Raw genomic sequence first — 25,438 nt, forward strand, 5'->3', positions numbered from 1 at the left:
CCGCAGTTCCTGCGGTTCGGTGTTCGTTATACGGAGGCAAACAGACTTGTCTGGCGCAGGCCATCAGCTCGAATATTCATACTCGCGTTGATGTCCCGGTCATGATGAACGCCGCAGCTGGGGCAACTCCACTCCCGGATATGTAGCTCTTTCTTTCCATCCTGATGTCCGCAAACGGAGCAGATCTGGCTGGAAGGGAACCAGCGTCCGATCGGGATCACTTGTTTCCCGTACCACGCCGCTTTGTAGGTTAGTTTGGATAAGAACCAAGAGACATCGTGGAGGGAGCGGCCCCATCCGCGACGACGTACCATGCCTTGGATATTCAGCGACTCCACAAAGATCACGTCGTGGTTGTTGACGAGATCCGTGCTCCGCTTATGATGAAGGTCGTTTCGTTGGTTCGCTATTTTTTCGTGCAACTTGGCGACGACCATGCGCTGCTTTTGGTAATTGCGGCATTCTGCGAGCAAGCGCCCCTGTTTCTGCGCGACTTGTGCTTTGCGAGAGAGTTTTAAACGCTCACCCTTTACTTCAACGTTAAATTCGCTAATGTCCTCGATCACACCACTACCAACTAGTTCAGCTCCGATAAAAATGACAATGGCCGTCCGATCTAATTTTGCAGTGTAGAGCTCAATATTGGAAGAAAGCGGCCGCATAAAACGGTTTTTAGAGCGCCTAGATGTTCATTCCTTTCCTTATAAGTACATGAATACTTGAGTAAACCACTCATTGTCCACTTGAGCAATAAAACCAATTTACCAATACACTAAATTACGTACGGTTAAGGGCATCAGAATATCTTCTTATTGTTGATCCTTTATGTAAGTTAAGTTAACTTAAAATTCAAATATTAGAGAAATGTGAATGCCCTAGATTCTTTAGATCAGTGAGCTTACTTTATAGTTTTAATTTGGTTTTGGGATCTCGTTACTAGGCCTTTTTTCAATATATTTTTGTTATGATGTATTACATTAGCTTCATCAATAAAGTGTTTTAGGATGAGGTTTATACTGATGTATACTGTTTTATACCGCATCAAAAAACCTTATTTCTGTGTTAAAATTTTTCAGATCTCTTGAAGTAATTATACAATAATTAATTCAGAATACGGTTAACAAATATACTTCTAGTATTTGTAGAACAGGTATTCTGAATAGTTGTTTTTAGTAGATTCGGCTTAATACTGTGAGTTGGGTTGTCAGCCTGATTATATCTCTTGTTTATATGAAATGAAATGTGAAAATCACACTTCATATGCTGCATATTCAAGTTTTAAGTAAATGAGCTTTTTGTTTTGACATTTATCTAATTATTAAAGAGAACAAGTTCTGTTCCCTCTTCACTTACATTTAGGTAAGCTACCCTGCCTGTTAGCTAACGAAACAAATTGCAGTATCCCACTCGACAGTTTGGAGTTCCCATTCTTATTCAGCAGTGGAACGGAGATTTTGCCTTCAGAGAACGATTTGAGCCTTATCCCACCACATTATTTATGTCATGATAATAATTAGATAACAATCTAATCCGCAATGAAACAATGTTCTTGTCCCTCGACAACTATCGTATCCCAGCTTTTGGATTTCGGGAATATCGAATTCAACGAGCAGCTGTGTCCTTGTTCAACTCGTTCTCCTTCGTCTATGTGCATTTGGAAATGTTGGCCTTTTAACTTGACGGTATCCAATCGATATGAACTAGAATTTTCGTTCCATTGTCAGAGATTATGCCAATTACATGACCCGTACGGAATGCAATCAAAATCAATTTCAGAAAAAACTAAACGACCGTTCTCCAGTAGAATACCGGGAAACGACCGCAGCTTAATCTTGTCTTTTTTGTACTGTCTACTTGACAGGGTTATGACCAAAATAGCGACTTTAATAAGAACATGTTCTTGTCCCTCGACAGGTCTCTATCATTTATGCTCTTCACCTTCATTTACCTGATTTAAAACAAATCCTTCTTCAAATGTTTGAACCTCCGTGGCCCAGCGAATGGTGACACTTCGAACCTCTTTGTAGCTACTTACTTCCTCTTTGGCAACTAAATGGACATCCTCATCTTTTTTAAAATAGTCCATCATGTCAACTGTATTGGAGGGATTAAAAGGTCCTTTATCATTCTTATTGATTACATCTACTTCGGCTTTAATCACTTTATCTGTTCCAAGATATTTAATCACTGGAGTACCGATGTACTTACTTTTCTCTCGTACATAGTTGATTGAAACTGACCAATTATTAGACTTCCCTTCAAAAATAACCCTTTCAGGTTTGTTTGAGCAGCCGGACAATATCACCAGTATTACAAATGAAGTTATAATTACAATTTTTTTCATTTTTCACCTCGAATTACAGAAATCCAAGCAGATATGATATCTACTTGGATTTTTGATATTATTATTTGTTTTTATGATACCAGTTCCACTGGTGTCCCTCATCATTAGACTGATCATAGGCCGTGGAAGCGCTGATTCCGACATCAGGAACTGCACCACCAGAAAACGATAACTCACCATTTAGTGTTAGGTACTTATGGAAGTATTGGGCTACCATTGATGAAGAATCAATTCTTCCGCTACCATCATGTGGTTTTGTTATTTTAAAACCGGACCAACCTTTATGACGATAGACCCCATAAAGATTTCCATCGCTACCTGTAAATCCGTTGATTAAATTAGCAGAGAAGCCAATACCGGCTCCAGGAGTATACTTCTTATATCCAGTTTTACTAGTTCCTTGTGTTTCGGCATATTTTCCACTTGATCCACAAAGTGGGCAGTGACCAAAAGCCTTGTATGAGTATTTTGCACTGGATGGAACTGCATCAAAATCATCGGACCATGCTAGTCCCCATTGATCTTCAAATGTATAGGTTGGGCCATAGTTCCAATCCCAATTGTAATTCACTTGAAAATCAACTTTTCCTGAAGTTGTTGCGACCTGACTAAGTGAAATGACGTGTGTGAAATTTGAAAGTGAGAGCGCACTAACATTGCCTTCCTCACTAGATTCAATGTTATTCTCACTATTCTCGTTTACTGTCGATGAAGCAACATAATGAGAGGTGTAGACTGCTTTTTGATCATAAAGGTCTTGTTTTTGTTCTTGTTCAAGTACCTCTATTAACGTAGACGGGTATCCATTCTCAACTAAATAGGCGTCTAACTGATCAGTATTAAGATTAACTGATTCTGCTCCGAAAGCAATAGATGAAGTAGAAGATAAGAAAGATACCGCAAGTAAGCATGTGAATAACTTTTTAACGAAAGATTTCAATGAAAATCCTCCCTTTATTTAAATGCAACGCTAGTAAACTAATTGAAAACCTCGCACATTATGTTAAAGTTTACCACTAAATATATAATATTTCAAATAGTTTTCTTGTAAAAAATGTAAGCATCTTCAGTCTATTGCTTGCTTTTGGAATCCTCTGGAAAATGCGAGGTCGCGTGCGTGGACCCTTCTACTGGCATTTCAGATATTAATGCTGTTTTCGCAAGATTCAAAGCAGGAAAGCAGATGAGATCGCACACCTGCACCAATCGCTGCCCGTTACGTTCGTTATCTTAACATCCTTCAGTACAAAGGACGGGACCTTCTGAGGCTACCTTGGCGGAAAGCAATCAAACAGAGCCTAAACGGCTAATGATGTGTAGAGTAGCTTCTCCCTCCTCTCCTGGATATTGGCCATCTGCCAGTTAGCTTAAAAAATTGCATGTAAATATAGTTAGATATTTATCTAATCGGTAATGGGAACATGTTCTTGTCCGATACGGTAATCGGTACAAGTTCTTGTCCTTGGCTCGGGACAAGAACTTGTACCGATAAAATAAAAAAACCGCTGAATTAGCGACTTCAATGGGAATATGTTCTTGTCCCTCGACATGTGTCATCTTACAACAAACAAGTATATCCGTACAACATTACATATCCGTACAGACATTTTTGTCTGAGGACAAGGAACTTGTACCGTTAAAGGTTGACGATTGAAGTTGTTCTTCCCTCATTTTACGCTTCTTTATTACAAATTAACGGGTTTTAAAAACTTAATCTTTTCACATATTTGTCATCTAACTTTTGTAGTTTTAAGTTCTTTTCATCAGGGTTACTCATAACGAGCATTGCGATTTTCTGAGGTGCAAAAGATTTCATATATTCCATGGTGTTTCAAAAGGATATACCAACACTCGATTCCATATCAGCGCAATTGATAGAAACAAAAAAGGGACATCCTGGATGTCCCTCACATAAATTATCTATCCGGTAGACTCAATTGGAACCCGGATTCGATCCCGGGCTACAACGACATCATTATGGACAATGTAACATTCGACAATATGCTCGCCACGGAAGTCTGAAGTTTCCGAACGCTTTTCAGCTCCTATATGGATTTGCCCACGTATCATATTACGCCTTATGGCTTCGGGCCCCCGATTTAGAACTTTCCAATACACGTAATATTGGCCATAGTTCGAATCATTTACCCGTTCCAATAAGTCAGCGAATTCATTTTCAACGATATAAAAGGTTAGCCTCCGCTTTGGTTTCAGCCTATCATATTTAGCAAGCATCCTTCGTAATGTCATGCGTTGGAAACCGGGTGCTTCCACAAAACAATCGATCTTCAACTGATACCGGATGTCTACAGCGAACTTATCCTCAATAAACTCCTCTGTATCTCGAACGCTTCCAAGTTCAATGCTTTTCTGGATTGAATACGACTCACTAACCGTTTCCGGTATAGGGAAGTTCTTACCGAATACGTCTTGCAAAGCATCATATAGCCCCTCGGAATCTTCCGTAAGATCTTTTAATTTTTCATACGCCTTTTTCGAACGAGATACGAATGCGCCACCTTTATTGTATACCTGCTGGTTGCTGCCGAGAGCCAACAAGTATTTTTGATCCTTCTTTTTGTCCTTCAAATACCCGAAAAGATCAATGAAGAGAGGTAAATAGCTTTCAAACGAACTACTCTTATATTTTTCATAGTCGCTGTCGTTTAAAAAATTATATACCAACGTATCGATCAGCAGCCCGCCAAATTTAAAACCCTTATGGTTCTTCCAAGCGCGAATCATCTGACTTATGTAAATAAAATGACCGTTACTATCATTGGTCATAATTTCACTTTCGGCGAGCTCTGGTAATGGATTCGTTTTTCGCCAGCGCCCCCCATTGTTCGAGTCAGGGTAATCAAATGCGCCATCCACACGCTCAAAAACCGGACATACCTCAATCTCACACTTCGCACTTGTCATGGTCACTACCACAACCTGGCCATCACCGCGAACAATCGTCTTAGGGTAAATCTCTTTTATTTCTTTTTTTATATCTTGGAGTAGCTGTTTTTGTTTATTTCCCTCTTTTTCGTCATATTCGGCTTTCAGATCCGAAGGAAGAACAAAAAGCATATCCATATCGCTCACGCCTTTTATTGCCGTTTTACGTCCAAGGGAACCAACAATATAGCCATGCTCCTCCTCGCTTTCTTCACCCCAATACGATTTATTTAGCTTTTTTAAAATCCGCTTATAGCGGTCGATCATATCTTCTTCATTATCGATTGCCAGCTGATCCACGAACGATTCAAACGACTCTTTCAGCATATATTCTCCTTATCCTCCGAATGGTGTGTATCTTGCCCAAATGCTATAAACGCAGTAAGCTAGTATGAAAATTACAACGATTGCCACCAGTATCCATAAGATGAGATGATACACTTTCGGCACTTTATCTTTCCAGAAAGTAAAATTCAGCTGTTCGTCCATCCAAGCAATTTGTGCTTCACCAAAAAATTTAAAATGAGCGACCGTATTAGAAAACAAAATTTGTTTTGAAATTGCCGTTCTATAGTAGGAAGCCATCAGACCTTCCAATTCAGCTTCTTGATCAGGGAAAACAGATGCATTCGAGCTCTTTACATTTAAGTAAAGGCGATGAAGCTGATTATGGATTTGGGTGAGCTCCTGCCCGACTCTATCATAGTTTTCCTTCTCTCCATCGTACTGCGTAATGGTGTACGAATATACACTTGATACAATAAGCAGAAAAGAAATTAGTTGACTGTAAGAAACGTCTGGCTTCCACAACTGCCATATCCCGATGAGCAGCCCTAACAACGCAATCGCTCGCGGCAACTTTTCGATAATATCATAAGTCGCGAAATGCTTTTTCGCCCCAAAATAGACGTTGTAGCCACTTGTAGCTATTAGTTTTAATAATTCATCCTTATTCAACCTATCGATCCCCCACCCATTTATCTTTAATTTTTCTTTCCTAAATGAAAGGCAGCAGTCCAGGAAAGTCTCAACTTCTTACATATGATCTTACGATAACTAGTAGAAATCTCCAATACATTCTCTACCATTTCTTGATTTTGACTTCAGTGATCAAGCTGGCTGCTGTGTCAAAGAGAAAATGGCTTTCTCGGTTGATCGAGTCCGTGTATGCGAAAGGCTACATCGAGCAAAAAGGAAATTAAGCGTTTGCGCAGCCCTTTAAAATTGAAGCTGACTCTCGACCTGAAACCAATTTCCCTTCCTTAGAGTGCCATCCCCTAATTGTGCTAACCTGCCCGTTAGCTTATTGAAACAGATAAAGATTCTTATCAACATTGGTACCAAGTTCTTAACCGTTTCAACAATGAACTAGTCTTTACCTTTGATCGGAAAAAACCTAATTCCTGATACAAAAAATCGTTATTCACGCGAATTCTTAAATCCATGTGCTTTTTTCTAGCCACGTGATCTCCATCTTTTGATGCTATTTAGATAACTACCTAATCCGAAATGACACAATGTTCTTGTCCATTTCGGCAATGGAACCAAGTTCTTGCCCTCAGCTTGGGACAAGAACTTGGTTCCTTAAAACAAAAAAGCCACTATAATAGCGACTTTGAATGGAACAATGTTCTTGTCCTGCGACACCTGTGCAAGGCGCCCTCCTGGTTTTGTGCTCTTGTTTGTGTACTTGTAAGCTTGTACTAGTGGAATTGATACAGCGCTTATGTACGACCTCTCGTTATTTTCATGCTATCTCATATCATGTCGATAATACATATCTATAGAAATATTTTAAAATTAAGACTAAGCATAGAGCAGCAATAACTAAAAAGGCAATCGCTAATGAACGTTCTTTTTTCCAAACTCGAATAGCATTAGCAACGTTAATCATGATTAGCGCAAGCGAGTTGATGATACCCGAGTTCGATTGAAACATGTTAAACGTGATCATAATCATCCCTACGATCCAGACCAACCAATACCAGAGTGGCATCTGCTGTAAAAGCTTCTTCATTATAATTTATACTCCTTATGTATTAAATTGTTCTATTTATAAGAAATTCTTCAATTCAGAGATAAATTCCTTTATTTAGGTTATAAATCAAAAGATTTATTGTTAGTTAGATCCAACTTAAATTATTAACAATACATCGTTGTATAGTAAAAAGGGCTCCCGATAAAGGCGCCCCCGAGTCTGTTAAGCTATATTATTTTTGCTTGTAGAACTCATGATACAGCTTCATTAACGCCCGCTTCTCAATTCGCGATACATAAGAGCGTGAAATCCCAAGTTCCTTGGCAATCTCGCGCTGGGTACGTTCTTCCCCGCCTGCTTCCAGGCCAAATCGACCAACTACGACTTCCTTCTCCCGATCATCAAGGATATCGAGATTGCGATAAATTTTGCTTTTTTCGATCTTGAGCTGCACTTTATCTACAACGTCGTCGGCTTCTGTTCCGAGGATATCGATCAGTGTGATTTCGTTGCCTTCTTTATCCGTACCGATGGGGTCATGCAGGGATACGTCTTTGCGTGTTTTCTTCAGGGAACGCAGATGCATAAGTATCTCGTTTTCAATACATCTCGCTGCAAATGTGGCAAGTTTGGTTCCTTTGCCTTGTTGAAAACTTTCGATGGCTTTGATCAAACCAATGGTTCCGATGGAAATCAGATCTTCCTGATCTTCACCCGTATTGTCGAACTTCTTGACGATATGCGCGACGAGGCGCAGATTGTGTTCAATGAGCAGATTGCGGGAGTGAGCATTGCCTTCAGCCATAAGGCGTAAATGTTTGGCTTCATCATCCTCAGCCAGGGGCTGGGGGAACGCATTATTTTTGACATACGAGACGAGTAACGTTAACTCCTTAATGAATAGAGCAATAGCGGTAAACAATCCGGGCACAGATGACACCTCCTGCAGTTTTACAACGATCTGGCCTGAGCACGTGAGGAACAGGGTCGATCTATTGTATGTAGGCAGGGGCCCAGAAGTGCACGTACACTTGAAAAAGGAAATACTCTTGTGAAGATTTCACACACTTACGGAAATAATCGAGCCCACCTTCTGAAGAAGGAGGAATTCCTTCTCTACACTTTGAATAAAATATGTTTTCTCGCCAAATATGACGACATCATTCTCGGCTAATGGAACATCACTTTTGAAATAGATGAAATTATCCGTTTCCCGAAACGCACCTTTATAATAAAACATGTCACCGACTCCCCAATAAAGATAATCTATATAAAGCTGTATTCACGAGTACATTGGCTTGTCATTTTTATTACCCTTCTGTTTCAGTAATGCCAACGCTAATTTATTCTTTTCATTTCAGCACGTCAAACGCTAACCCGATCTTCCTATGTATACAAAATTAACATACTCTCGGCAACATTAAATCCCATCTATAACAGGCTTGAAGAAACTAGCCAATGGATTATTGCTCTTGTACAAATAACCTCAGCTCTGTACGTTACAGAACTGAGGTTGACAGTCACTAATTTATGATTATTTAAAGATGCGTTGCGAGAACTGATACAACCCGCTGTTCCAAACAGATGGCTCATGCCCGCCTACATCCTGATACCAGGTGTGCGGAACGTTCATGCTGCTTAATCCGTTTTTGAAATTCTGGCTGACCCACAACAGACCGTCACTCGCTCCACAGGATATCCATAACAGTTTGAGTTTGCTTGCGGCTTGACCTGGATTGGTGATCAGTTCCGACACTGGTTTGGTATTCGGTGCTGCAGAGAAAGCGCCAACCCAGGCGAAGGTATCCAGATTCTTTAACCCGAAATTAAGGGATTGTCCACCACCCATGGATAGACCGGCTAAGGCACGACTATTGCGGTCTTTGTAAACTGGATAATTCGCTTCGATGTGAGGGATCAGATCCTTGAGCAAGTCTTGTTCAAATCTCTCAAAAGCAGCCACTTTATCCGGCGCAAAAATGTCTCCGACCGGGCGATCATCCTTCATGGCGCGACCATTTGGGAATACGACGATCATCTGTGACAGCTTGCCTTCGGAATACAGGTTGTCCAGAATGTTCTTTGGTTTCATCGCGTTAACCCACTCATACTCATCTCCGCCGATGCCATGCAGGAGATATAGGACGTTATACTTTTTATTGGGTGAATATCCAGGCGGTGTGTACACCTGTGCTTTCCGTTCATTTCCAACAGTTGTGGAATAATAGGAGATCAGATTCATATTGCCATGTGGAATATGGTTTCGATATGAGTCATAGCCAGGGGGTGCGGGTACGACCTGGCTTGCAGCCAAAGCGTTGGCAGCTTCGTTGCTGGATACATTCTGCGTTTCATATGCTGCGTTCGGAGCACCTTGGTTGGAATCCGTGGCGAAAGCCATCGTTGGTGCAACCATTGCAACAGCCATCGAAAGACTTAAAACGATAGATAGACGTTTTTTCATTTCAATTTCTCCTCTCCATTTGGTAAGACGAGTCCGGACTGTTCTGGAGGATCATTAGATCCTGCTTTATGCTGAGCACTTACTGCATGTAACATCACCTAAGCAGGTCTTCAACGAACCTTCCATTATTGAAAACGCTTACAAAATTATCTTGATCACCTCCTTTCAATTTAACAATTCATCACACATTTACGTTGGTTGACACTCTATTACAACAGAATAATTACTTATATAGTATATTATAACTTTTTTATCCATTACTGCAACTAAATTCACTCGCTTTGAGAGTTTCAAAGTGAATTCCCTATTAGAATTCCAAACCCTGTCTCAAAAAAAGCCTCAGATTCCTCGTAATATACAGGAAACTGCGGCTTTTTTATCAGGCTTTTTTATTGTACTGATACTGGCTCCACAACGTTTGGAATCTCCGGCAAACGCTGTTTACGGTCCATCATCAAACTGACGAACAACCCCAGTAACCCCAATGCGGCAATAACTGCTGCATACAAAGGTACGGATATAAGTCCCGTATGGGTAATTGCATACCCGCCCAGATAGGCTCCTCCTGCATTACCCAGATTAAACGCAGAGTGACTTGAAGTCGTTGCCAGCAGCGGTGCTTCACGGGTCATATTCATGATTCGAATCTGCAATCCTGGCATAATGCCAAAAGCCGCAACACCCCAGAAGAATATGGTAATTACCGCGAGATAAGGATTGTCCAGCGTAAGCGTAAGTGCAGCTAGAAGAACGGCCAGGATGCCGAAGTTGATGATCAAGGAAGGCATCAGCTTCCAGTCTGCCAGACGACCGCCAACCATGTTGCCAAGTGTAACGCCGAAACCGAACAGCACCAGAATCCAGGTCACATTCTGCTCGGCAAAACCACTAATGTCTACAAGCATCGGCGTAATGTACGTAAATACGGCGAACAGACTTCCACAGCCCAACGCGCCAATGAGTAGAACCAATAATACCTGTGGACGAACCAGATTTCGGAACTGCTGCCCGAGGTTCGCTGGTGCGCCTTGCGGGATAACGGGAATGAAACGAATGATGCCAATCAACGAGATAATGCCTAGAATGGTAATTGCCCCGAAGGACGACCGCCATCCAAGCTGTTGCCCGATAAATGTACCAAACGGAACGCCAATAATGTTGGCAATCGTGAGCCCTGCGAGAACAACCGATACCGCTCCTGCCCTTCTCTCGGGTGCAACGAGCCGTGTTGCCATGATCGAACCTACACCGAGGAACGTACCATGGGCAAATGCCGTCAGAATCCGTGCCGAGATCAGCAGTCCATAGGTAGGAGCAATGACAGACAAGGCGTTACCGATAATGAAAATGCACATCAGCAGCACCAGCAGTTTTTTCTGCGGAATCTTGTGCGTGAACACGGTCAAGATCGGCGCACCTACCGCTACACCAAGCGCATATCCCGTAATGAGTTGTCCCGCCTGTGGAATACTTACATTCAGGTCTGTCGCTACATTGGGCAGTAAGCCCATAATAATAAACTCAGTCATACCAATCGCAAAAGCCCCAATCGTCAGGCAAAACAGGGATAATGGAAACGCCCCTCGTTTACCAGACTGCGAAGCTTTTGATTCTGTCGTGTGTTCTGCCCTGCTCATAGATGTTCTCTTCTCCTCTGTCTCTTTATCAATGATTTCCTGTCGCTTTCAACCACAATGCATCGGTTAGTTGATCGAACGTTTCACGCATGGCCAGCTTGTCCCGCCAGTGTGCCGGAATGCCGCTGAGTCCATAATAAGCACCTGCGATTTGTCCATATACGGCTCCCGTGGTATCCGCATCATCACCCAGATTAACAGCTAACAACGCGCCTTCCTCGAAGCTTGAGGACTTATGGAAAGCCCATAATGCGGCTTCAAGCGAACGAACCACATAACCACTGCCCTTAATTTCGGGCGGCTCTTTGCTCTGATACGAGCCCCTAACAACCTCTTCAATTGCAGGTGAAAAAGTAGGCTCTTCCCTCCACTGTCGGCATGTCTCCGGCATCAGCATGACGTTCTTGTCCGCTCCACGCAGGCCAGCAACAAGTATAGCCGCCAGTACTTCACAGGCCTCTACACTTTCCGTTGCCGCATGTGTTGTTTGGGAGCTAAGTCCGGCATAATGAACTGCCTCTTGCGGACGATTGGCATAAGCCATCGCGACAGGAGCAAGCCTCATAATAGATCCATTGCCCGCCGTCATCGGATCCGTTGATCCGCTGTAGGCTTCTCCGGTTACACCAAACCTCTCCAAGGCGCTTCGTGTAGCCCCACCAATATCGAAGCAATTACCTGTGCTGCTCATGTACCCGACTTTGTACCAATTGGTATATCTGCGCATCTGATCCGCAGGATCAAAGTCTGCCTGGCGCACCAAACTTTCTGCCAGACACAGAGCCATGGATGTATCATCGGTCCACTGTCCTGCTTCCAGCCCGAATACACCGCCTCCCACGATATCGGTAACAGGTTCAAACGTTCCTGGGCTACTGAATTCTACAGTAGTTCCCAGCGCATCACCCACTGCAAGCCCGATCAAACATCCATCGAAACGATCCCTTTGAAGCATGACGATATCCCTCCTTATTTCATTGATTTTCAAGATCTTTTACTCCATTTTCCCACAGGCTCTAATCCTGCGTAAAGCTAATAAAAACAAAAGCACATGGCACGGTTTCTTCTATTATAAAAGTGTCGAAAGCTGTTGAACGGTCAAATCATCCAATTTTCATAAAAAAAGTTTTATTTTATTATGCTAAAAAAACAGTTTATTCAGTACACCGCTTACATGTAAAGGGCTTAACGGTTTGCAACGTCCATCATTTTCAGAAAATACGTCATCCATGTGAAAATTTTCAATGTAAACTATCATGACGCGCTTGACCCTTCAGTTTGTCCTATGTTACGGTTTTATTAGCTTCAAACGCATATTTTTCCCAAATTAATATTCATTTTCGTTTATTGCGTCAACTAATATCCCGCAACTTAATGAATACAGGGAATGAATTTGCAGAAAGTTTTCATTCTATTTCACCCCCAACTAATTCTGAAACAGGAGGAACAAATTTATGATTAAGGCACTGGTGTTTGATTTCGACGGAACGATTATTGATACAGAGACAGCATGGTATATTGCTTTTCGTGATGCTTACAAGGAACACGGCGTGGATTTAACCCTGGAGATGTATTCACAATGCATCGGTACCAGTCTGAAAACATTTAATCCGTATGAGTACCTCATCACAGATTTGAATCTTCCGATCGATCGGGAAGCGTTCAGGGAATCTGTTCAGTTGCAGCACGCTGCATTGATGAACAAAGAGGTGGTTCGTCCGGGCATTCAGAACTATCTTGATGAAGCGCGTAAAGCTGGACTAAAACTCGCTGTTGCCTCCAGCTCCAAACGGGAGTGGGTTGTACAGCATCTGGAACAACTGAAACTGAAAGATTATTTTGAAGTTATCCGTACGGCAGATGATGTTGCAAATGTGAAGCCTGATCCGGAACTCTACAATCAAGCGCTTGAAGCCCTTGGAGTAACTGCAGACGAAGCCGTAGCGATTGAGGATTCACCTAACGGCGCGCGTGCAGCTGCTACGGCTGGTATGCACTGCGTAGTCATCTCGAATACCATTACAGGAACATTGGAATTCGATATGCCTCACCAACGGCTGTCTTGCTTGACTGACCTTACATTTAATGATTTGATTTCGAAGCCACTCGTCACTACCGTCTAAGGTCTGCACGAATTTCGCGATTCAATCCTTAAAGGGGGAGTTCATACATGAAAGCTGTACATTTTGGTGCGGGCAATATAGGCCGCGGTTTTATCGGTCATATGTTGTCCGCTTCCGACTACAAAGTCTGCTTTGTCGCACGTAACCCGAAGAAAATCTCCTTGCTTCAAGAGAGACAGGAATATCCCATTACACTGGCCAATAGCGATCAGGATACAACGATTGTAAACAACGTGACGGCTATCAATGTGAATGAGCAGAATCTGGTTGCTGAAGAGATCGCTTCAGCCGATCTGATCACAACCGCCGTGGGTGTATCTGCACTCGGAGATATTGCCGAGCCGATCGCAAAGGGCATTCAACTTCGCATGAAAAACAATAATCAGACTCCACTGCATATTATCGCTTGCGAGAATGCCATCGGTGGCAGCACCAGGCTGAAGAAACGCATCTATCCATTCCTGGATGAACATACTCGTAAAAAAGCCGAACGTTATATTTCTTTCCCCAATGCAGCAGTGGACCGGATTGTTCCGGCTCAAAACCACAAGGACCCGCTGCAGGTCACTGTTGAACCTTTTTATGAATGGGTCGTTCATCGTCCTGCCTTTCTGGATGGTTACAAGGAAATTGATGGTGTCCATTATGTGGATTCCCTTGAGCCTTATATTGAGCGTAAAATGTTTACGGTAAATACAGGCCACTGTGTCGCCGCATACTTCGGCTATCTCGAAGGATTCAAGACCATTCGACAGGTCATGAGTAACTCCACCCTTCGGGCCAAGGTCCGCCATGTTATGGAAGAGACGGGTCAGATGCTCATCCAGAAGCACGGATTCAACGTACAGAAGCATAACAAATATATCGATTCCATACTGGAGCGCTTCGCCAATCCTAACCTGACGGATCAGGTTACCCGGGTCGGACGTTCCCCCCTTCGCAAGCTTTCGCCTCATGACCGGCTTGTTCGCCCAGCGCTGCAGGCCAGTGAATTCGGAATTGAAATTCCCCATTTAACTTCTGCCATGGCGGCCGCAATGCTGTTCAATGACGAACACGACGAGGAAGCCATGAAGATCCAACACATGATTCGCGAAGATGGCGTCTCCGCCTTTATCCGTGAACGCATGGGAATTCCCGACGAACATCCCGTTCATCAGAATGTGATCGCCCACTATCAAGAACTCAGAGGGCGCAAGGAATCGACCATACTAAACTGAGTAATGGATCAGGGTCATTGGTTCGATCCCGCAAACTGAATAAAAGTACGGCCAAGAAGCCGGGAGGAACCTATGCATCCGCATCGCTCCTTCTGGCTCTTTGTCTTTGCACGGCAAGGTACATTCATAGGATAGCCACATCAATAAAACAGCGCATCTCCTCTCTCAAGGAAACACGCTGTTTTATTGATCGTTATCATTCACTTAGCCGTTCGGTTTAACCCGCGTGGCTCATCCCTTTTCTACTCATTCATGATGGAATTGAGGGATGCGTATGCCATTGGCAGGAAACCTTCCGAAGGTTCACCAATGGGTGCTTGGATGTGGAAAATGAAACCATTACCGTCCAGTTCTTTGACAATAAAATACTCTGTTTTCTTATCATTCTGGGACATCATGTACAATCTCGCATCCTTCATCGGGCCGTTGCTGAGTTGTTCAGTCGTTAATTGCTTTACTTCTCCTGTCTCGGACAACTCTTCCTTGGCATCCATCTTCAGCATATCCAGATTGTAATCTGCCGGTAGCTTCTCAATCTCTACCTCATAATCCGGATCAATCTTCATTGTTAATTCATGGTCTTCCGCGTCAAAAGCCATTGGTTCAAACACATAAAATGAATAACCTTTCGCTTGTGCCAGTGTCACTGGGCGCTTCTCGGTCATTCCTTCTACCGTCACTTCCAGCTCTGACGTCTTCGGGCGATCGGACGTTACAGCACCGCCTGCATTAGAACCGCTCTTGTCATCGTTTGATTCAATCTTTGCAATCTCTGTAAGTACCAGCTGTTTCGTCGTTGCATCAATGGTTTTCTCTACATATTTGAAACGCACGGAATCTTCATCATCGATATCATCCAGTGACTTCTGCAGATCTTCACCGACCTGGAAAGACATCGGTTTTTCATTCACTCGAATCTCGATGGTGTGCGGATCAGCCCATCCGGTGAGAATACCTTCCGCTTCTATTGCAGCACTTTCATCCGGCTTTTGCTCCGGTGCTGGTGTGTGTTCTTCCGTATTATTCACAGGTGGCTGTGCAGCAGGACTGCTGTTCCCACAGGCCACAAGCGGGAATCCCATAAGTAAAACCAGTAGGGATGTACTAACTTTCATTGTATTTCCTTTTCGCATATGAACACCTCCGTTAGCTTATACGCAATGATGCTTGTCCATGTTGCTTCTCATCCATTGGCTTGGCTGTATACTAGTACTTACACGGGAGAAAGGCAGCTCAATCATGCAAAATGTCTGAACGATTACTGTAGTCCTCTACCTAACTGGCCTGATCCATCTGTACCAGTTTCGCATTGGCTCCGTTAAATGCTTTGGTCTGCAGGTTAAATTGCTTACGGAATTCAGCAAGCTGCGCATATTCGCTATTCCGTACTCGAATGGCTCGCTTGATCTTAACCAGATTAGGTTCTGCATTTTCTCTCATCAGTCCATATAACTGCTCATCGGCATTCAGACTCAGCTGATACGAAGCTACGAAATTGTCAAAAGCACGTGCTCTTGCTTCATATTGATCCAGCACCTTCTCAGCCTGGGCCAATGTTTCTTCGTTTTCAAATGATAGGTCTTTCAGTGAACTCCGCAGAGCTACCGTCTCCTCGCTGGTCTGTTTCATGACCCCTTCGGCCTGCTTCAACAACGTTCTTCGTTCATGAATATGATTTGCTGCCTGATCCAGCAGTGCTTCGAGATCACTGTTTTTGTTCTTGCCTTTGTCTAAAATAGACTTGTATAACTTCATATCTTCCTGCTCATGACTGGCCAGCGCCTTCAAACTCTGATCGATCTCCTGTCCGCTGAGCACCAATTGGTTTACCTGATTTGCCGCAGGCTCCTGCGGCTCTCCACAACCACTTACCAGCAGAATTAGCAATACGCTGACTGCCGCAAGTGCCACTTTTTTACTCGTTAGCACCCAAGTCCTTCCTCTCTTGCATCATCATCTTGTTGTTATATTACAAGCGGCTATCTCCACTAAAATTGGCTACCCAGTGTGCATCCGGATCGTATACTTCGAACTCGTAACCCCGATCTTCAAGCAGTTTCAGAATACGAGGCAGAGCCTGAACGGTCTGCTCGCGCTCGTGCATCAGAATCACTTCCTTATCCCGATGTACACTTTTGCTCACCCGTGCCACAATCTTATCCGGTTGACCGGGGAGATTCCAATCAAGCGAATCTGTCGTCCAGTCCCACAGTTTGAACCCGGCTGCAGCAATATCACCCCTGAATTTTTCTCCGATCTGCGGGCTGCTTCCATAGGGTGCACGAATCAGATGAGGTGTAAAACCAATCAGGTCCTGCACCATCTTCTGCTCTTTCTTGAACTCTTTCACAAAGTTTGCAGAGCTGCCGCTCTTATACAACTTTTTATAGTTATGTGTCATGCTGTGGAGTCCAGGGTAACTTCCTTCCTTCAACAGCCGTTTCACAGCTTCTGGGTGCTGATTCAACTGACGTCCGATCATGAAGAAGGTAGCCTTCGCCTCATGCTGCTTCAGAATATCCAGCAGTTGTTCCGTATATTCAGTTGGCCCATCATCAAACGTTATGTATGCCAATTTGCGAATCTGACCCTGGAACCGTGCCGGCTCCTCCTTCGCATCCGGAGTAACTTGTATCATGCCGAGCTTGGCGGGTTGTTCTATTACAGTAATCGGAGGCGGCGCCACAACGCTTTTGATCCAGTGCGTCATTCCAAGGAATACATATGTAATACCGGTAACGAACAGTACCAGGAGCATTAGAGCTATGCTCAGCCTTCCATACCGGATTTTTCTTCGTTTATGTGTTTTCGTGCGACTTGTGCTGGGCGGAATACTGCCACGTTCTCCCGCTCTCTCTTGTTGAACTCTCACTGCCAGGCCACTTCCTTACTTTCAATTTTTCCCGATTATTGGTGTATTATCTCGTTTCATGTCTCTATATAGAAGATTAATAGAAAAATGGTTCGGGAGAATGACAGAATAGTTACAAGCCCGGTTACAATCTACTTATCTCTTCGTTCTCTTTATCTTTCCTGCAGTTACCTTCTCCTGTATAATGAAGTGATTTACGCCATCAGACTTCAAGAAGGAGCTACACCCATGACAAGCTTGAACCGTGCCGGCAGATCCATTTATCTGCTCTTCTTTGTCGGCATTATCGCCATTTCTTTCTCTTCGATCTTTGTACGATGGTCTACTGCAGATGTTGCGGTCATTGCGATGTACCGTCTGTTCCTGACCAATCTGCTGATGCTCCCTTTTGTCTGGAAGTACAGACACGAGATGATGCGTCTGAGCTTACGGCAGTGGGGCTTGCTGCTTGCATCCGGTGTGATGCTGGCTCTTCACTTTCTACTCTGGATGGGTTCGCTGCGACTCACCAGTGTTGCCAGTTCCACCGTCATTCTCGCACTGGAGCCTATATTGATTCTCGCGGGTTCGGTATGGCTGTTCAAAGCCAAAATTAACCGCATGATGATCATCGGCATGGGCATCGCCCTGCTTGGATCGATCGTCATTGGTGCAGGAGATTTCCAGTTAGCAGGCACTGCACTGCAAGGTGATGTCTTGTCTTTGCTTGGCACAATCGCAGTCGCCGTTCATATGCTGCTGGGTCAATTTTTACGTGCGGGGCTTAGTGCATTTTCGTATAACTTCTGGGTATTTTTTGTCGCTGCTTGTACCCTGGCGGTATATAATCTGATCATGGGCCATCCGTTCGGGGGTTACGCTGCTTCGGAGTGGGGAATTTTCCTGCTGCTCGCCATTGTGCCAACGATCTTTGGACACTATCTCTTCAACTGGCTGCTTCAATATATGAATGCCACAACGGTATCCATGGGCGTACTTGGGGAACCCGTATTCTCTTCATTGCTGGCCTGGATGCTGCTCGGCGAGTCCCTAAGTGCATTACAGATGTCTGCCGGGGTCGTCATTATATTCGGGGTATGGATCTTCATTCGATATGGCAAAACCAAACCGCAGATGGCTTCAGCAGAAGCTTCTGTTACGGGAAAAGGGCCTATTGAACCTACAACGGTATAACCTATTTTTTCTTAATCCACAGTAATATACGACTCTACCACTCTCATAAGGCGGTGTATTTTCATGAAAAATATTGTATCCATGCGCTGGCTGCTCGCCAGAATGTATGAACCGGATGTCGTCATTGCAGATTGCCGATTCTTGCTCGGTCAGCCGGAGGCTGGAAGACAAGCCTATGAAGCCGGACATATCCCAGGGGCTGTCTATCTCGATTTGGAAAAAGATCTTTCCGCTCCTGTCTCTGCACACGGAGGACGTCATCCGCTTCCTGATCCGGTTGTGCTCGCAAGTCGTCTCTCCAAAGCTGGCATTGGCTCCAATAGTCGAATTGTTGCTTACGATGACCAAGGCGGCATGAATGCTTCTCGGTTATGGTGGTTGCTTCGCTACATCGGTCATGAGCAGGTGTATATCATGGACGAAGGTTTCTCCGCTTGGAAAAACGCCAAATTCCCGGTGACCGCGGATGTGCCAGTACAGATCCCGGCTTCTTTTGAGGTGAATGTGCAGCCAGCCATGCTGGCAAGTGTTGAGGATGTTCAGCAGGCTTCGGCAAGTGGCAGTGCCGTGCTAATTGACTCCCGTGATGCTCGCCGCTATGCGGGTCTGGAGGAACCCATTGATGCCAAGGCCGGACATATTCCGGGTGCGGTGAATTATTTTTGGAAAGATGTGTTGGATTGGGATGGACGTTGGACAGATACCGGGGTGTTAGAAGAGCGTTTTAGTAAGCTGGACAAGGATGGTGCGATTATCGTGTATTGCGGCTCCGGCGTATCAGCTTGCCCGAACGTGATTGCACTGGAAGAAGCGGGATATACGAATGTGAAGTTGTATTCTGGAAGTTGGAGCGACTGGATTAGTTATGAGGAGAATCCGGTGGCTACCGGGGAAGAGTAGAAGAATTAAACAGATATACAGTTTGTGAATTGGAGTACATCGATCAAGTAGGGATGTGCTCTTTGCGTTGAGCAAGAATATACCGGAGTCAACAGAAAGTCAACGCTTGCTCTCTGTAAAAATTTCCAGAAGATTTTTTTGTGCTTTTCACTTTTATCTTGATGAGATTACTCGCTTGCAATATGATGGGTTATGTTGGAAAGTGCCGAATGAGGAGGTTGTGTATGAAAAAGAAATTGCAAGTGTTCGTCTCATCTACATATACTGATTTAAGAGAAGAAAGACAAGCAGCCGTACAGGCGATCTTGATTGCAGGACATATTCCAGCCGGAATGGAATTGTTCTCTGCCGGGGATGAAAGTCAAAAGGAAACGATTAAAAAATGGATAGACGAATCTGATGTATACATGCTTATTTTAGGTGGACGCTATGGGGCGATCGATCCGGTAAGCGGAAAAAGTTACACTCATTGGGAATATGACTACGCAGGTGAGATCGGTAAGCCAAGATTCGCTGTTGTCATTTCTGATAAAGCTTTAGATGAAAAAGTTAAACGAGACGGTAAAAGCGTCCTTGAAATGATAAATCCTCAAAAGTATGACGAATTTAAGCAGGATGTATTAAGTAAAATCAGTAAGTTTTTTGAAGATTCACGTGACATTCAATTAGCTTTAATTCAGAAAATGAGTGAATTTGCTACCCGAGAAGACTTAGTTGGATGGATTTCAGGAAAAGATGCGCCAGATACAGCCGCAATCGTAATGGAATATACAAGAAGTATTCAAGAACTTCAATCATTGCAGAAAGAAAATGCTTCGTTAATAGAAGAGTTAGCCACCCTAAGGAGTAGTGGCATTGTGGGTGATTTTTTGGGGCTAACATATCATGAATTAAGGAAGGCAATGATAAGTATCAAAATAACCTATCCAGAAGAGTACAAAGAAGCTCGTAGGCAAGAAGGAATTGAATTGCAGGATGAAGCAAGTCTTTTTAGGCTATTCCTAAACCTCTCGCCTATCTTCGCTACAGGCATTCCTATAGAGCAAAGCGGTAATCTTTCTGTTGAATTAAATTTCATCTACTATCAATTAGTACCTAAGTTTATGCAGTTTGGGTTGATCGAAAAAATAAAAGGGGCAAACGCTAAAGATAAGTTGCAAACCACAAAGCAAGGGTTTGATTTTCTCCGCCTCCATGAACTCGATAAGATTAAAAGAGAAAAAGAGAAACAAGCTCAAGCCAAACTCCAAGCCGAAGCAGAATCTAAAACTGCATCTTCCAAAGAGCAACAAAAAGCGTGATAATGTGGCATAATATGTACAAGACTGTACCCTTGGCATTGACCAACTACACAGAATGCCACGGTTTTGACACATAGGCTCACATGGTCGGAGAGCAAAGAACGGCGCAGCCGGCACAGGGAGGGCTGATCCCCAGACTTCGTTCAGGTACAGCGTTCCCCCCGAAGCTAACTTCTTGTCATTCAAGGTTGGAACCTCCCCAGTGGGTTTGAGCAATTGCGGGCAGTGTGGTCGGTTTTGTTGGCTACATGCCCATTGCATTTTGGGTTGGTGCGCTGTATAAAAAGTCATTTGGGTCGGCTCTTGCTAGCTGACTGCTGGTCATTTTTGGTCAGTATGGGGCTGCATTTTCTATTGTCTGCCGTTCTCCTTCGCTGGTCGATGGCTTGAAGCTTCATAAACTAAGTTCATGTTGGGGCTAACCATCATGCCCGCTTACGGCTCTCGCTCTCCGTACCAATGGCGCTAGCGTGCCAATAATTTAGATTTTCGACCACTCGGCAGAATACAACAACGCTCTACCGTCATCATCAATGGCGCAATGAAACCAAAGAATCTGTACCTGCCTAAATTCTCCACACTGAACCCAATTCCAGAGTACATCCCACAACTGGGCGGATTGGATCAGTTATGATGAGAATCCGGTGGCTATCGGGGAAAAATAAATAAGTGTAGGAAAGTACAAAAAGCCCACGCTCACCGTGGGCTTTCACTAGTGTCTAAAATCTCTGTTGCAGTAGTCTATCTGTTTTTTCATGGATCAGAGCTAATTATTATTTTTTCACTTTCCCATCAAATCCAACCTTATACACGGTTTCTTTCTTATGAGACAGGAATGCAAAACCACCCTCTACTTTTCCTAAAAACCGATCATTAGTATCCAAAGAAAGCAACTTATTCTTTTTACCTGTATAGCGATTATAAACATGTATTTCACTCTTAAAATTGCCTAAGTTATCTTGGGGCTTATCAATTGTATAATAGAACTTATTATCGACATATGCCATAGGGTAAAGACTATCCTCCTTCGAGACAAATGTTTTTTTTCTAGTTCCATTCAGGTCTGCAAGGACACCAATATAACTGTCATTATAGCGTCCTTCCACCACCTCCGAAAAAAACAAAACATCGCCATAAAATTCGTATGTCGACACACCTTTTGAGGATATTACCTTAGCTCCTGTACCATCTTTCTTCATACGATACAATTTTCCATTACCATAGTCTTTATAGTATATATACCCTTTATTAATCATGATAAATTTATTAATTCCCATATCGTTAAAAGGAGGTTTATACATAACAATCTTTTCCTTTGTGCCATCTGTTCTCATTGAGCCAAAAGACAAAGGAGTTTGAAAATCCTCGCCTTTTCTCCTTTTTAAAAAGTAAATCGTATCTCCTACAACTTCAATACTCGAAAAATCTGCATCCTGGCTTATATAAGTAAACGCTGAACCATCTTTTTTTATTTTAGCGATCTGATAAAACCACTCATCTGTCCCATCCGCTACCAAGAAATATATCCACTCTCCAACCATTTTTGAATCTCGAACATGCTTAGGATAAATCGTCTTTGTTGTGCTTTGGTTATCTGTGAATGTCGTAACGTTAATTCCAAAGAATCTTCTAAACTCATTATCACTATCCCAAACTAGAGAATCTCCAGGAGCTCCCGCCCCGTATGCGGGTATTACTCCAAACAACATAATCACAATTAACAACGCTATTATATACTTTTTTTTCATCTAACTCTCCTTGAAATATGTATTTTTCTACAGTCATTATTGTAAATTGTATTTACATATAACACAATCATTCCCTCTCGATTTCACTTTCCAAATTCAATATACAATGATTGCTGGCAGAGAAAAGTTTTTTCCTTTATATGGCCAACTATGGTGCAGGCATCGGTGTTCTGATGGTGGATTCCTCTAATACCACTTCGTCTGACCACTGGGAAGGGTACATGTAACCCATGGGATTTGCGCACGGAGGACGTCACCCGCTTCCTGATCCGGCTGAACCGGCTAATCGCCTTGCCAAAGCAGGGATTGGCTCCAATAGTCGTATTGTTGCTTATGACGATCAAGGCGGGATGAATGCATCTCGGCTATGGTGGCTGCTTCGCTATATCGGTCATGAGCAGGTGTATATCATGGACGAAGGCTTCTCCGCTTGGAAAAACGCCAAATTCCCGGTGACCGTGGATGTGCCAGTTCAGATCCCGGCTTCTTTTGAGGTGAATGTGCAGCCAGCCATGCTGGCAAGTGTTGAGCATGTTCAGCAGGCTTCGGCAAGTGGCAGTGCCGTGCTAATTGACTCCCGTGATGCTCGCCGCTATGCGGGTCTGGAGGAACCCATTGATGCCAAGGCCGGACATATTCCGGGTGCGGTGAATTATTTTTGGAAAGATGTGTTGGATTGGGATGGACGTTGGACAGGTACTGGGGTGTTAGAAGAGCGTTTCAGTAAGTTGGACAAGGATGGTGCAATTATCGTGTATTGCGGCTCAGGCGTATCAGCTTGCCCAAATGTGATTGCGCTGGAAGAAGCGGGATTCTCAAATGTGAAGTTGTATTCCGGAAGCTGGAGTGACTGGATTAGTTATGAGGAGAATCCGGTGGCTACGGGTAATGCGGAAGAGCACAAAGACGTATAGCAGTGTATCGATGTTGAATACATCGCCAGGTGGCTTATCTGCCCCGGCGATGTGTTTTTTTTATGTTCGGAGTCAACATCGAGTTAACAACACCACCCTGTAAGTATTCACAAGCGCACAGAAGCAGACATCAAGTGGCAGCTTCTTTTGATTCATGATAACAAAAAAAACCGTGATGGACATCTGCCCACCACGGTTGAATAATGAAATCTATTATTGCTTTTTACTTAACGATACATTTGCTGTTAACATCTTGTCGATCGTCGTCCAGTTTACATAAGCACCTAGTATTTCATTAATAACAGAAACCGGAACTACGGTTTCGCCATTTAAAAGCTTTGGTACGTTACTATTGAACACTAGTTTATCGTTAATTGAATACACATCTGAACCAATTTGAGCACTTATATTTTTCGTACCTAATTTGATTTGCGTTGTACGCGTCTTATTATCCCACACTACTGTACCGCCCAATAGCTCGGAAATTGTTCGAATCGGTACGTAGAACTCATTGTTATGAACAACCGGTTTGATTAACGTACCACCTACGTTCATTGCAACGTCAACATATTCAAGGAAATCGGTCTTTCGAATGAGTCCATGGACCCCTTTAGTTCGGTCTACGACCTGAGAGACTTCATAATCCGTTGCGGCCGATAGGTAAGCATAAGCTACACTTCTATCCATATCAAGCTTATCGGATAAGAATTGAATCGATTCACGTACTGATTCTTTCATGGCTTCATCCAAATCAGGGTCCAGTCCAATTGGAATCCAATAATCCTCTGTTTCAGCAAAAGGTTGCGTGAAATCTCCACTGTGTGGTAGTGATGGATCACCTTTCTTTAACACCGTTAACCGAACTGTCCCCCTTAAGGAAGCTTCCAATGCAGTTAACGCTACTTCTCCATCTCCTTGAGCAAAGTGTGGATCTCCAGTATAGAATAGCCCGCCTTTAACTTGAATCGGATAATAAATAGTTGCACCAACACCCAACTCATTAATATCCATATTCCCTCCTGTTTCAATAGGTGGGATAGAACTCACAACTTCGCTGGTATTTGGTGCAACCCCCATAACACCTAGAAACGGGTTAATTGGGAAACGTACATTTTTGCCAGCTTTTGTTGGTAATACTCCATACCAATTGCCGTTGATTTCTTCAATAGGCGTAAATATAGATACATTATTATATAATTCCGGTTTTGTTGCGCTAGCTCCCTCTTGTGGGCCTGTATTTTCTGGAAATTCGTTAGGAAGGGCACCTTTACCATGGCGGTTAGAAATGACACCATACGGAACTCGAGTCTGCAACGAAAGGACCTCTACTTTAAGAACATCTCCTGGCTCCGCTCCCTCAACCGCTACTGGCCCAGTTATAATATGAGGTCCGTCTTTTACATAATCATGCTTAATCGCAGAAGCCGCAATCACCTTCGCATCATCCAGCACTCCATCGGGTGAGATACCGAATTTGCCAAAGTACTCCACTGGATTTCTCCCTTGATCCTCTATCAGTCCCTCATGCGATACCGTATCAAATGTTACAGCACTTCCTGATGGTACAGTAAGAATCGGAGAGCTGTCTCGATTAGGCAGTGATCCCCAGCGAATGTTCTCAATCGCAGACGTTACATAATAATCACCTTCTACCTTATCGATGGTTGTTGGTTGCAGCGGCATACTAAAGCCCACTGAAGGTAGAGCAAATGTAAACATACTTATAATCCCTACTGAAACCCCAAATTTCCTAATCGTTCGGTTAATAAACATTACGTTCCCCTTCTATAATATGTAATATTTTCTAACACAAATACA

General features: G+C 43.5%; 22 protein-coding genes. 6 read left to right on the forward strand and 16 right to left on the reverse strand.

Going from position 1 to position 25,438, the window contains the following annotated elements; translation table 11 throughout:
- Positions 1–26: 26 nt before the first annotated feature.
- The 11 genes from FS628_RS16200 to FS628_RS16255 form a co-directional block, all read right to left on the reverse strand.
- Complete coding sequence (locus FS628_RS16200; RefSeq protein WP_145323435.1) at positions 27–662, reverse strand: RNA-guided endonuclease TnpB family protein; 636 nt, start codon at positions 660–662, stop codon at positions 27–29.
- A gap of 1,259 nt (positions 663–1,921) precedes the next feature.
- Positions 1,922–2,344, reverse strand: a complete 423-nt coding sequence (locus FS628_RS16210; RefSeq protein WP_145323437.1) for a hypothetical protein — start codon at positions 2,342–2,344, stop codon at positions 1,922–1,924.
- Between the two features lie 61 nt (positions 2,345–2,405).
- Positions 2,406–3,284 (reverse strand): hypothetical protein, encoded by an 879-nt coding sequence (locus tag FS628_RS16215; RefSeq protein WP_145323439.1) that lies wholly within the window; start codon positions 3,282–3,284, stop codon positions 2,406–2,408.
- A 980-nt stretch (positions 3,285–4,264) separates the two neighbouring features.
- Positions 4,265–5,617, reverse strand: a complete 1,353-nt coding sequence (locus FS628_RS16220) for a nucleotide-binding domain-containing protein (RefSeq protein ID WP_145323441.1) — start codon at positions 5,615–5,617, stop codon at positions 4,265–4,267.
- Between the two features lie 9 nt (positions 5,618–5,626).
- Positions 5,627–6,247, reverse strand: a complete 621-nt coding sequence (locus FS628_RS16225) for an SLATT domain-containing protein (protein ID WP_145323443.1) — start codon at positions 6,245–6,247, stop codon at positions 5,627–5,629.
- An 805-nt stretch (positions 6,248–7,052) separates the two neighbouring features.
- The gene (locus FS628_RS16230; RefSeq protein ID WP_145323445.1) at positions 7,053–7,307 is read right to left on the reverse strand and encodes a hypothetical protein; all 255 of its coding nucleotides are present in this window, start codon (positions 7,305–7,307) and stop codon (positions 7,053–7,055) included.
- Between the two features lie 193 nt (positions 7,308–7,500).
- Positions 7,501–8,199 (reverse strand): RNA polymerase sporulation sigma factor SigK, encoded by a 699-nt coding sequence (gene sigK / locus FS628_RS16235; RefSeq protein ID WP_145323447.1) that lies wholly within the window; start codon positions 8,197–8,199, stop codon positions 7,501–7,503.
- 129 nt (positions 8,200–8,328) lie between these two features.
- A complete protein-coding gene (locus FS628_RS16240; protein WP_145323449.1) occupies positions 8,329–8,508 on the reverse strand; it encodes a hypothetical protein in 180 nt (59 codons plus the stop codon).
- Between the two features lie 294 nt (positions 8,509–8,802).
- Positions 8,803–9,732, reverse strand: coding sequence for an alpha/beta hydrolase (locus FS628_RS16245; protein WP_145323451.1), 930 nt, complete (start codon positions 9,730–9,732; stop codon positions 8,803–8,805).
- Between the two features lie 389 nt (positions 9,733–10,121).
- Positions 10,122–11,369, reverse strand: coding sequence for an MFS transporter (locus FS628_RS16250; RefSeq protein WP_145323453.1), 1,248 nt, complete (start codon positions 11,367–11,369; stop codon positions 10,122–10,124).
- Between the two features lie 28 nt (positions 11,370–11,397).
- Positions 11,398–12,324, reverse strand: coding sequence for an ADP-ribosylglycohydrolase family protein (locus FS628_RS16255; protein ID WP_145323454.1), 927 nt, complete (start codon positions 12,322–12,324; stop codon positions 11,398–11,400).
- Between the two features lie 499 nt (positions 12,325–12,823).
- Between FS628_RS16255 and FS628_RS16260 the strand changes: the two genes are divergently transcribed.
- A complete protein-coding gene (locus tag FS628_RS16260; protein WP_145323456.1) occupies positions 12,824–13,492 on the forward strand; it encodes an HAD family hydrolase in 669 nt (222 codons plus the stop codon).
- Positions 13,493–13,539: 47 nt separating this feature from the next.
- Entirely contained in the window at positions 13,540–14,712 is a 1,173-nt protein-coding gene (locus FS628_RS16265) for a mannitol-1-phosphate 5-dehydrogenase (RefSeq protein ID WP_145323458.1), read from the forward strand.
- Between the two features lie 242 nt (positions 14,713–14,954).
- On the opposite strand, the gene FS628_RS16270 is transcribed toward FS628_RS16265, so the two are convergent.
- The 3 genes from FS628_RS16270 to FS628_RS16280 form a co-directional block, all read right to left on the reverse strand.
- A complete protein-coding gene (locus FS628_RS16270; RefSeq protein ID WP_145323460.1) occupies positions 14,955–15,845 on the reverse strand; it encodes a hypothetical protein in 891 nt (296 codons plus the stop codon).
- Between the two features lie 142 nt (positions 15,846–15,987).
- The gene (locus FS628_RS16275) at positions 15,988–16,641 is read right to left on the reverse strand and encodes a YkyA family protein (protein ID WP_145323462.1); all 654 of its coding nucleotides are present in this window, start codon (positions 16,639–16,641) and stop codon (positions 15,988–15,990) included.
- Positions 16,642–16,681: 40 nt separating this feature from the next.
- Complete coding sequence (locus FS628_RS16280) at positions 16,682–17,584, reverse strand: polysaccharide deacetylase family protein (RefSeq protein WP_260871055.1); 903 nt, start codon at positions 17,582–17,584, stop codon at positions 16,682–16,684.
- Positions 17,585–17,812: 228 nt separating this feature from the next.
- Between FS628_RS16280 and FS628_RS16285 the strand changes: the two genes are divergently transcribed.
- The 3 genes from FS628_RS16285 to FS628_RS16295 all read left to right on the forward strand — a co-directional run bounded on the left by FS628_RS16285 (position 17,813) and on the right by FS628_RS16295 (position 20,958).
- On the forward strand, positions 17,813–18,757 hold the full coding sequence (locus FS628_RS16285; RefSeq protein ID WP_145323464.1) for a DMT family transporter: 945 nt from the start codon (positions 17,813–17,815) through the stop codon (positions 18,755–18,757).
- Positions 18,758–18,820: 63 nt separating this feature from the next.
- Complete coding sequence (locus FS628_RS16290) at positions 18,821–19,657, forward strand: sulfurtransferase (protein WP_145323466.1); 837 nt, start codon at positions 18,821–18,823, stop codon at positions 19,655–19,657.
- 224 nt (positions 19,658–19,881) lie between these two features.
- On the forward strand, positions 19,882–20,958 hold the full coding sequence (locus FS628_RS16295) for a DUF4062 domain-containing protein (RefSeq protein ID WP_145323468.1): 1,077 nt from the start codon (positions 19,882–19,884) through the stop codon (positions 20,956–20,958).
- A gap of 773 nt (positions 20,959–21,731) precedes the next feature.
- On the opposite strand, the gene FS628_RS16300 is transcribed toward FS628_RS16295, so the two are convergent.
- A complete protein-coding gene (locus FS628_RS16300; RefSeq protein ID WP_145323470.1) occupies positions 21,732–22,706 on the reverse strand; it encodes a DUF5050 domain-containing protein in 975 nt (324 codons plus the stop codon).
- A gap of 230 nt (positions 22,707–22,936) precedes the next feature.
- On the opposite strand from FS628_RS16300, the gene FS628_RS16305 reads away from it, so the two are divergent.
- Positions 22,937–23,620, forward strand: coding sequence for a sulfurtransferase (locus FS628_RS16305; protein WP_440131285.1), 684 nt, complete (start codon positions 22,937–22,939; stop codon positions 23,618–23,620).
- A gap of 213 nt (positions 23,621–23,833) precedes the next feature.
- On the opposite strand, the gene FS628_RS16310 is transcribed toward FS628_RS16305, so the two are convergent.
- On the reverse strand, positions 23,834–25,393 hold the full coding sequence (locus tag FS628_RS16310; RefSeq protein WP_145323472.1) for an acetamidase/formamidase family protein: 1,560 nt from the start codon (positions 25,391–25,393) through the stop codon (positions 23,834–23,836).
- Positions 25,394–25,438: the final 45 nt, after the last annotated feature.

Origin of the sequence: Paenibacillus xylanexedens (genome assembly GCF_007676705.1) — a bacterium.
GTDB lineage: Bacteria > Bacillota > Bacilli > Paenibacillales > Paenibacillaceae > Paenibacillus > Paenibacillus xylanexedens_C.

What these genes read in the sequence shown, in the direction of transcription:
- FS628_RS16200 (WP_145323435.1), bottom strand. Translation starts at nt 662, where the DNA reads ATGCGGCCGCTTTCTTCCAATATTGAGCTCTACACTGCAAAATTAGAT.
- FS628_RS16210 (WP_145323437.1), bottom strand. Translation starts at nt 2,344, where the DNA reads ATGAAAAAAATTGTAATTATAACTTCATTTGTAATACTGGTGATATTG.
- FS628_RS16220 (WP_145323441.1), bottom strand. Translation starts at nt 5,617, where the DNA reads ATGCTGAAAGAGTCGTTTGAATCGTTCGTGGATCAGCTGGCAATCGAT.
- FS628_RS16230 (WP_145323445.1), bottom strand. Translation starts at nt 7,307, where the DNA reads ATGAAGAAGCTTTTACAGCAGATGCCACTCTGGTATTGGTTGGTCTGG.
- FS628_RS16240 (WP_145323449.1), bottom strand. Translation starts at nt 8,508, where the DNA reads ATGTTTTATTATAAAGGTGCGTTTCGGGAAACGGATAATTTCATCTAT.
- FS628_RS16245 (WP_145323451.1), bottom strand. Translation starts at nt 9,732, where the DNA reads ATGAAAAAACGTCTATCTATCGTTTTAAGTCTTTCGATGGCTGTTGCA.
- FS628_RS16250 (WP_145323453.1), bottom strand. Translation starts at nt 11,369, where the DNA reads ATGAGCAGGGCAGAACACACGACAGAATCAAAAGCTTCGCAGTCTGGT.
- FS628_RS16255 (WP_145323454.1), bottom strand. Translation starts at nt 12,324, where the DNA reads ATGCTTCAAAGGGATCGTTTCGATGGATGTTTGATCGGGCTTGCAGTG.
- FS628_RS16260 (WP_145323456.1), top strand. Translation starts at nt 12,824, where the DNA reads ATGATTAAGGCACTGGTGTTTGATTTCGACGGAACGATTATTGATACA.
- FS628_RS16265 (WP_145323458.1), top strand. Translation starts at nt 13,540, where the DNA reads ATGAAAGCTGTACATTTTGGTGCGGGCAATATAGGCCGCGGTTTTATC.
- FS628_RS16270 (WP_145323460.1), bottom strand. Translation starts at nt 15,845, where the DNA reads ATGCGAAAAGGAAATACAATGAAAGTTAGTACATCCCTACTGGTTTTA.
- FS628_RS16285 (WP_145323464.1), top strand. Translation starts at nt 17,813, where the DNA reads ATGACAAGCTTGAACCGTGCCGGCAGATCCATTTATCTGCTCTTCTTT.
- FS628_RS16290 (WP_145323466.1), top strand. Translation starts at nt 18,821, where the DNA reads ATGAAAAATATTGTATCCATGCGCTGGCTGCTCGCCAGAATGTATGAA.
- FS628_RS16295 (WP_145323468.1), top strand. Translation starts at nt 19,882, where the DNA reads ATGAAAAAGAAATTGCAAGTGTTCGTCTCATCTACATATACTGATTTA.
- FS628_RS16300 (WP_145323470.1), bottom strand. Translation starts at nt 22,706, where the DNA reads ATGAAAAAAAAGTATATAATAGCGTTGTTAATTGTGATTATGTTGTTT.
- FS628_RS16305 (WP_440131285.1), top strand. Translation starts at nt 22,937, where the DNA reads ATGGGATTTGCGCACGGAGGACGTCACCCGCTTCCTGATCCGGCTGAA.
- FS628_RS16310 (WP_145323472.1), bottom strand. Translation starts at nt 25,393, where the DNA reads ATGTTTATTAACCGAACGATTAGGAAATTTGGGGTTTCAGTAGGGATT.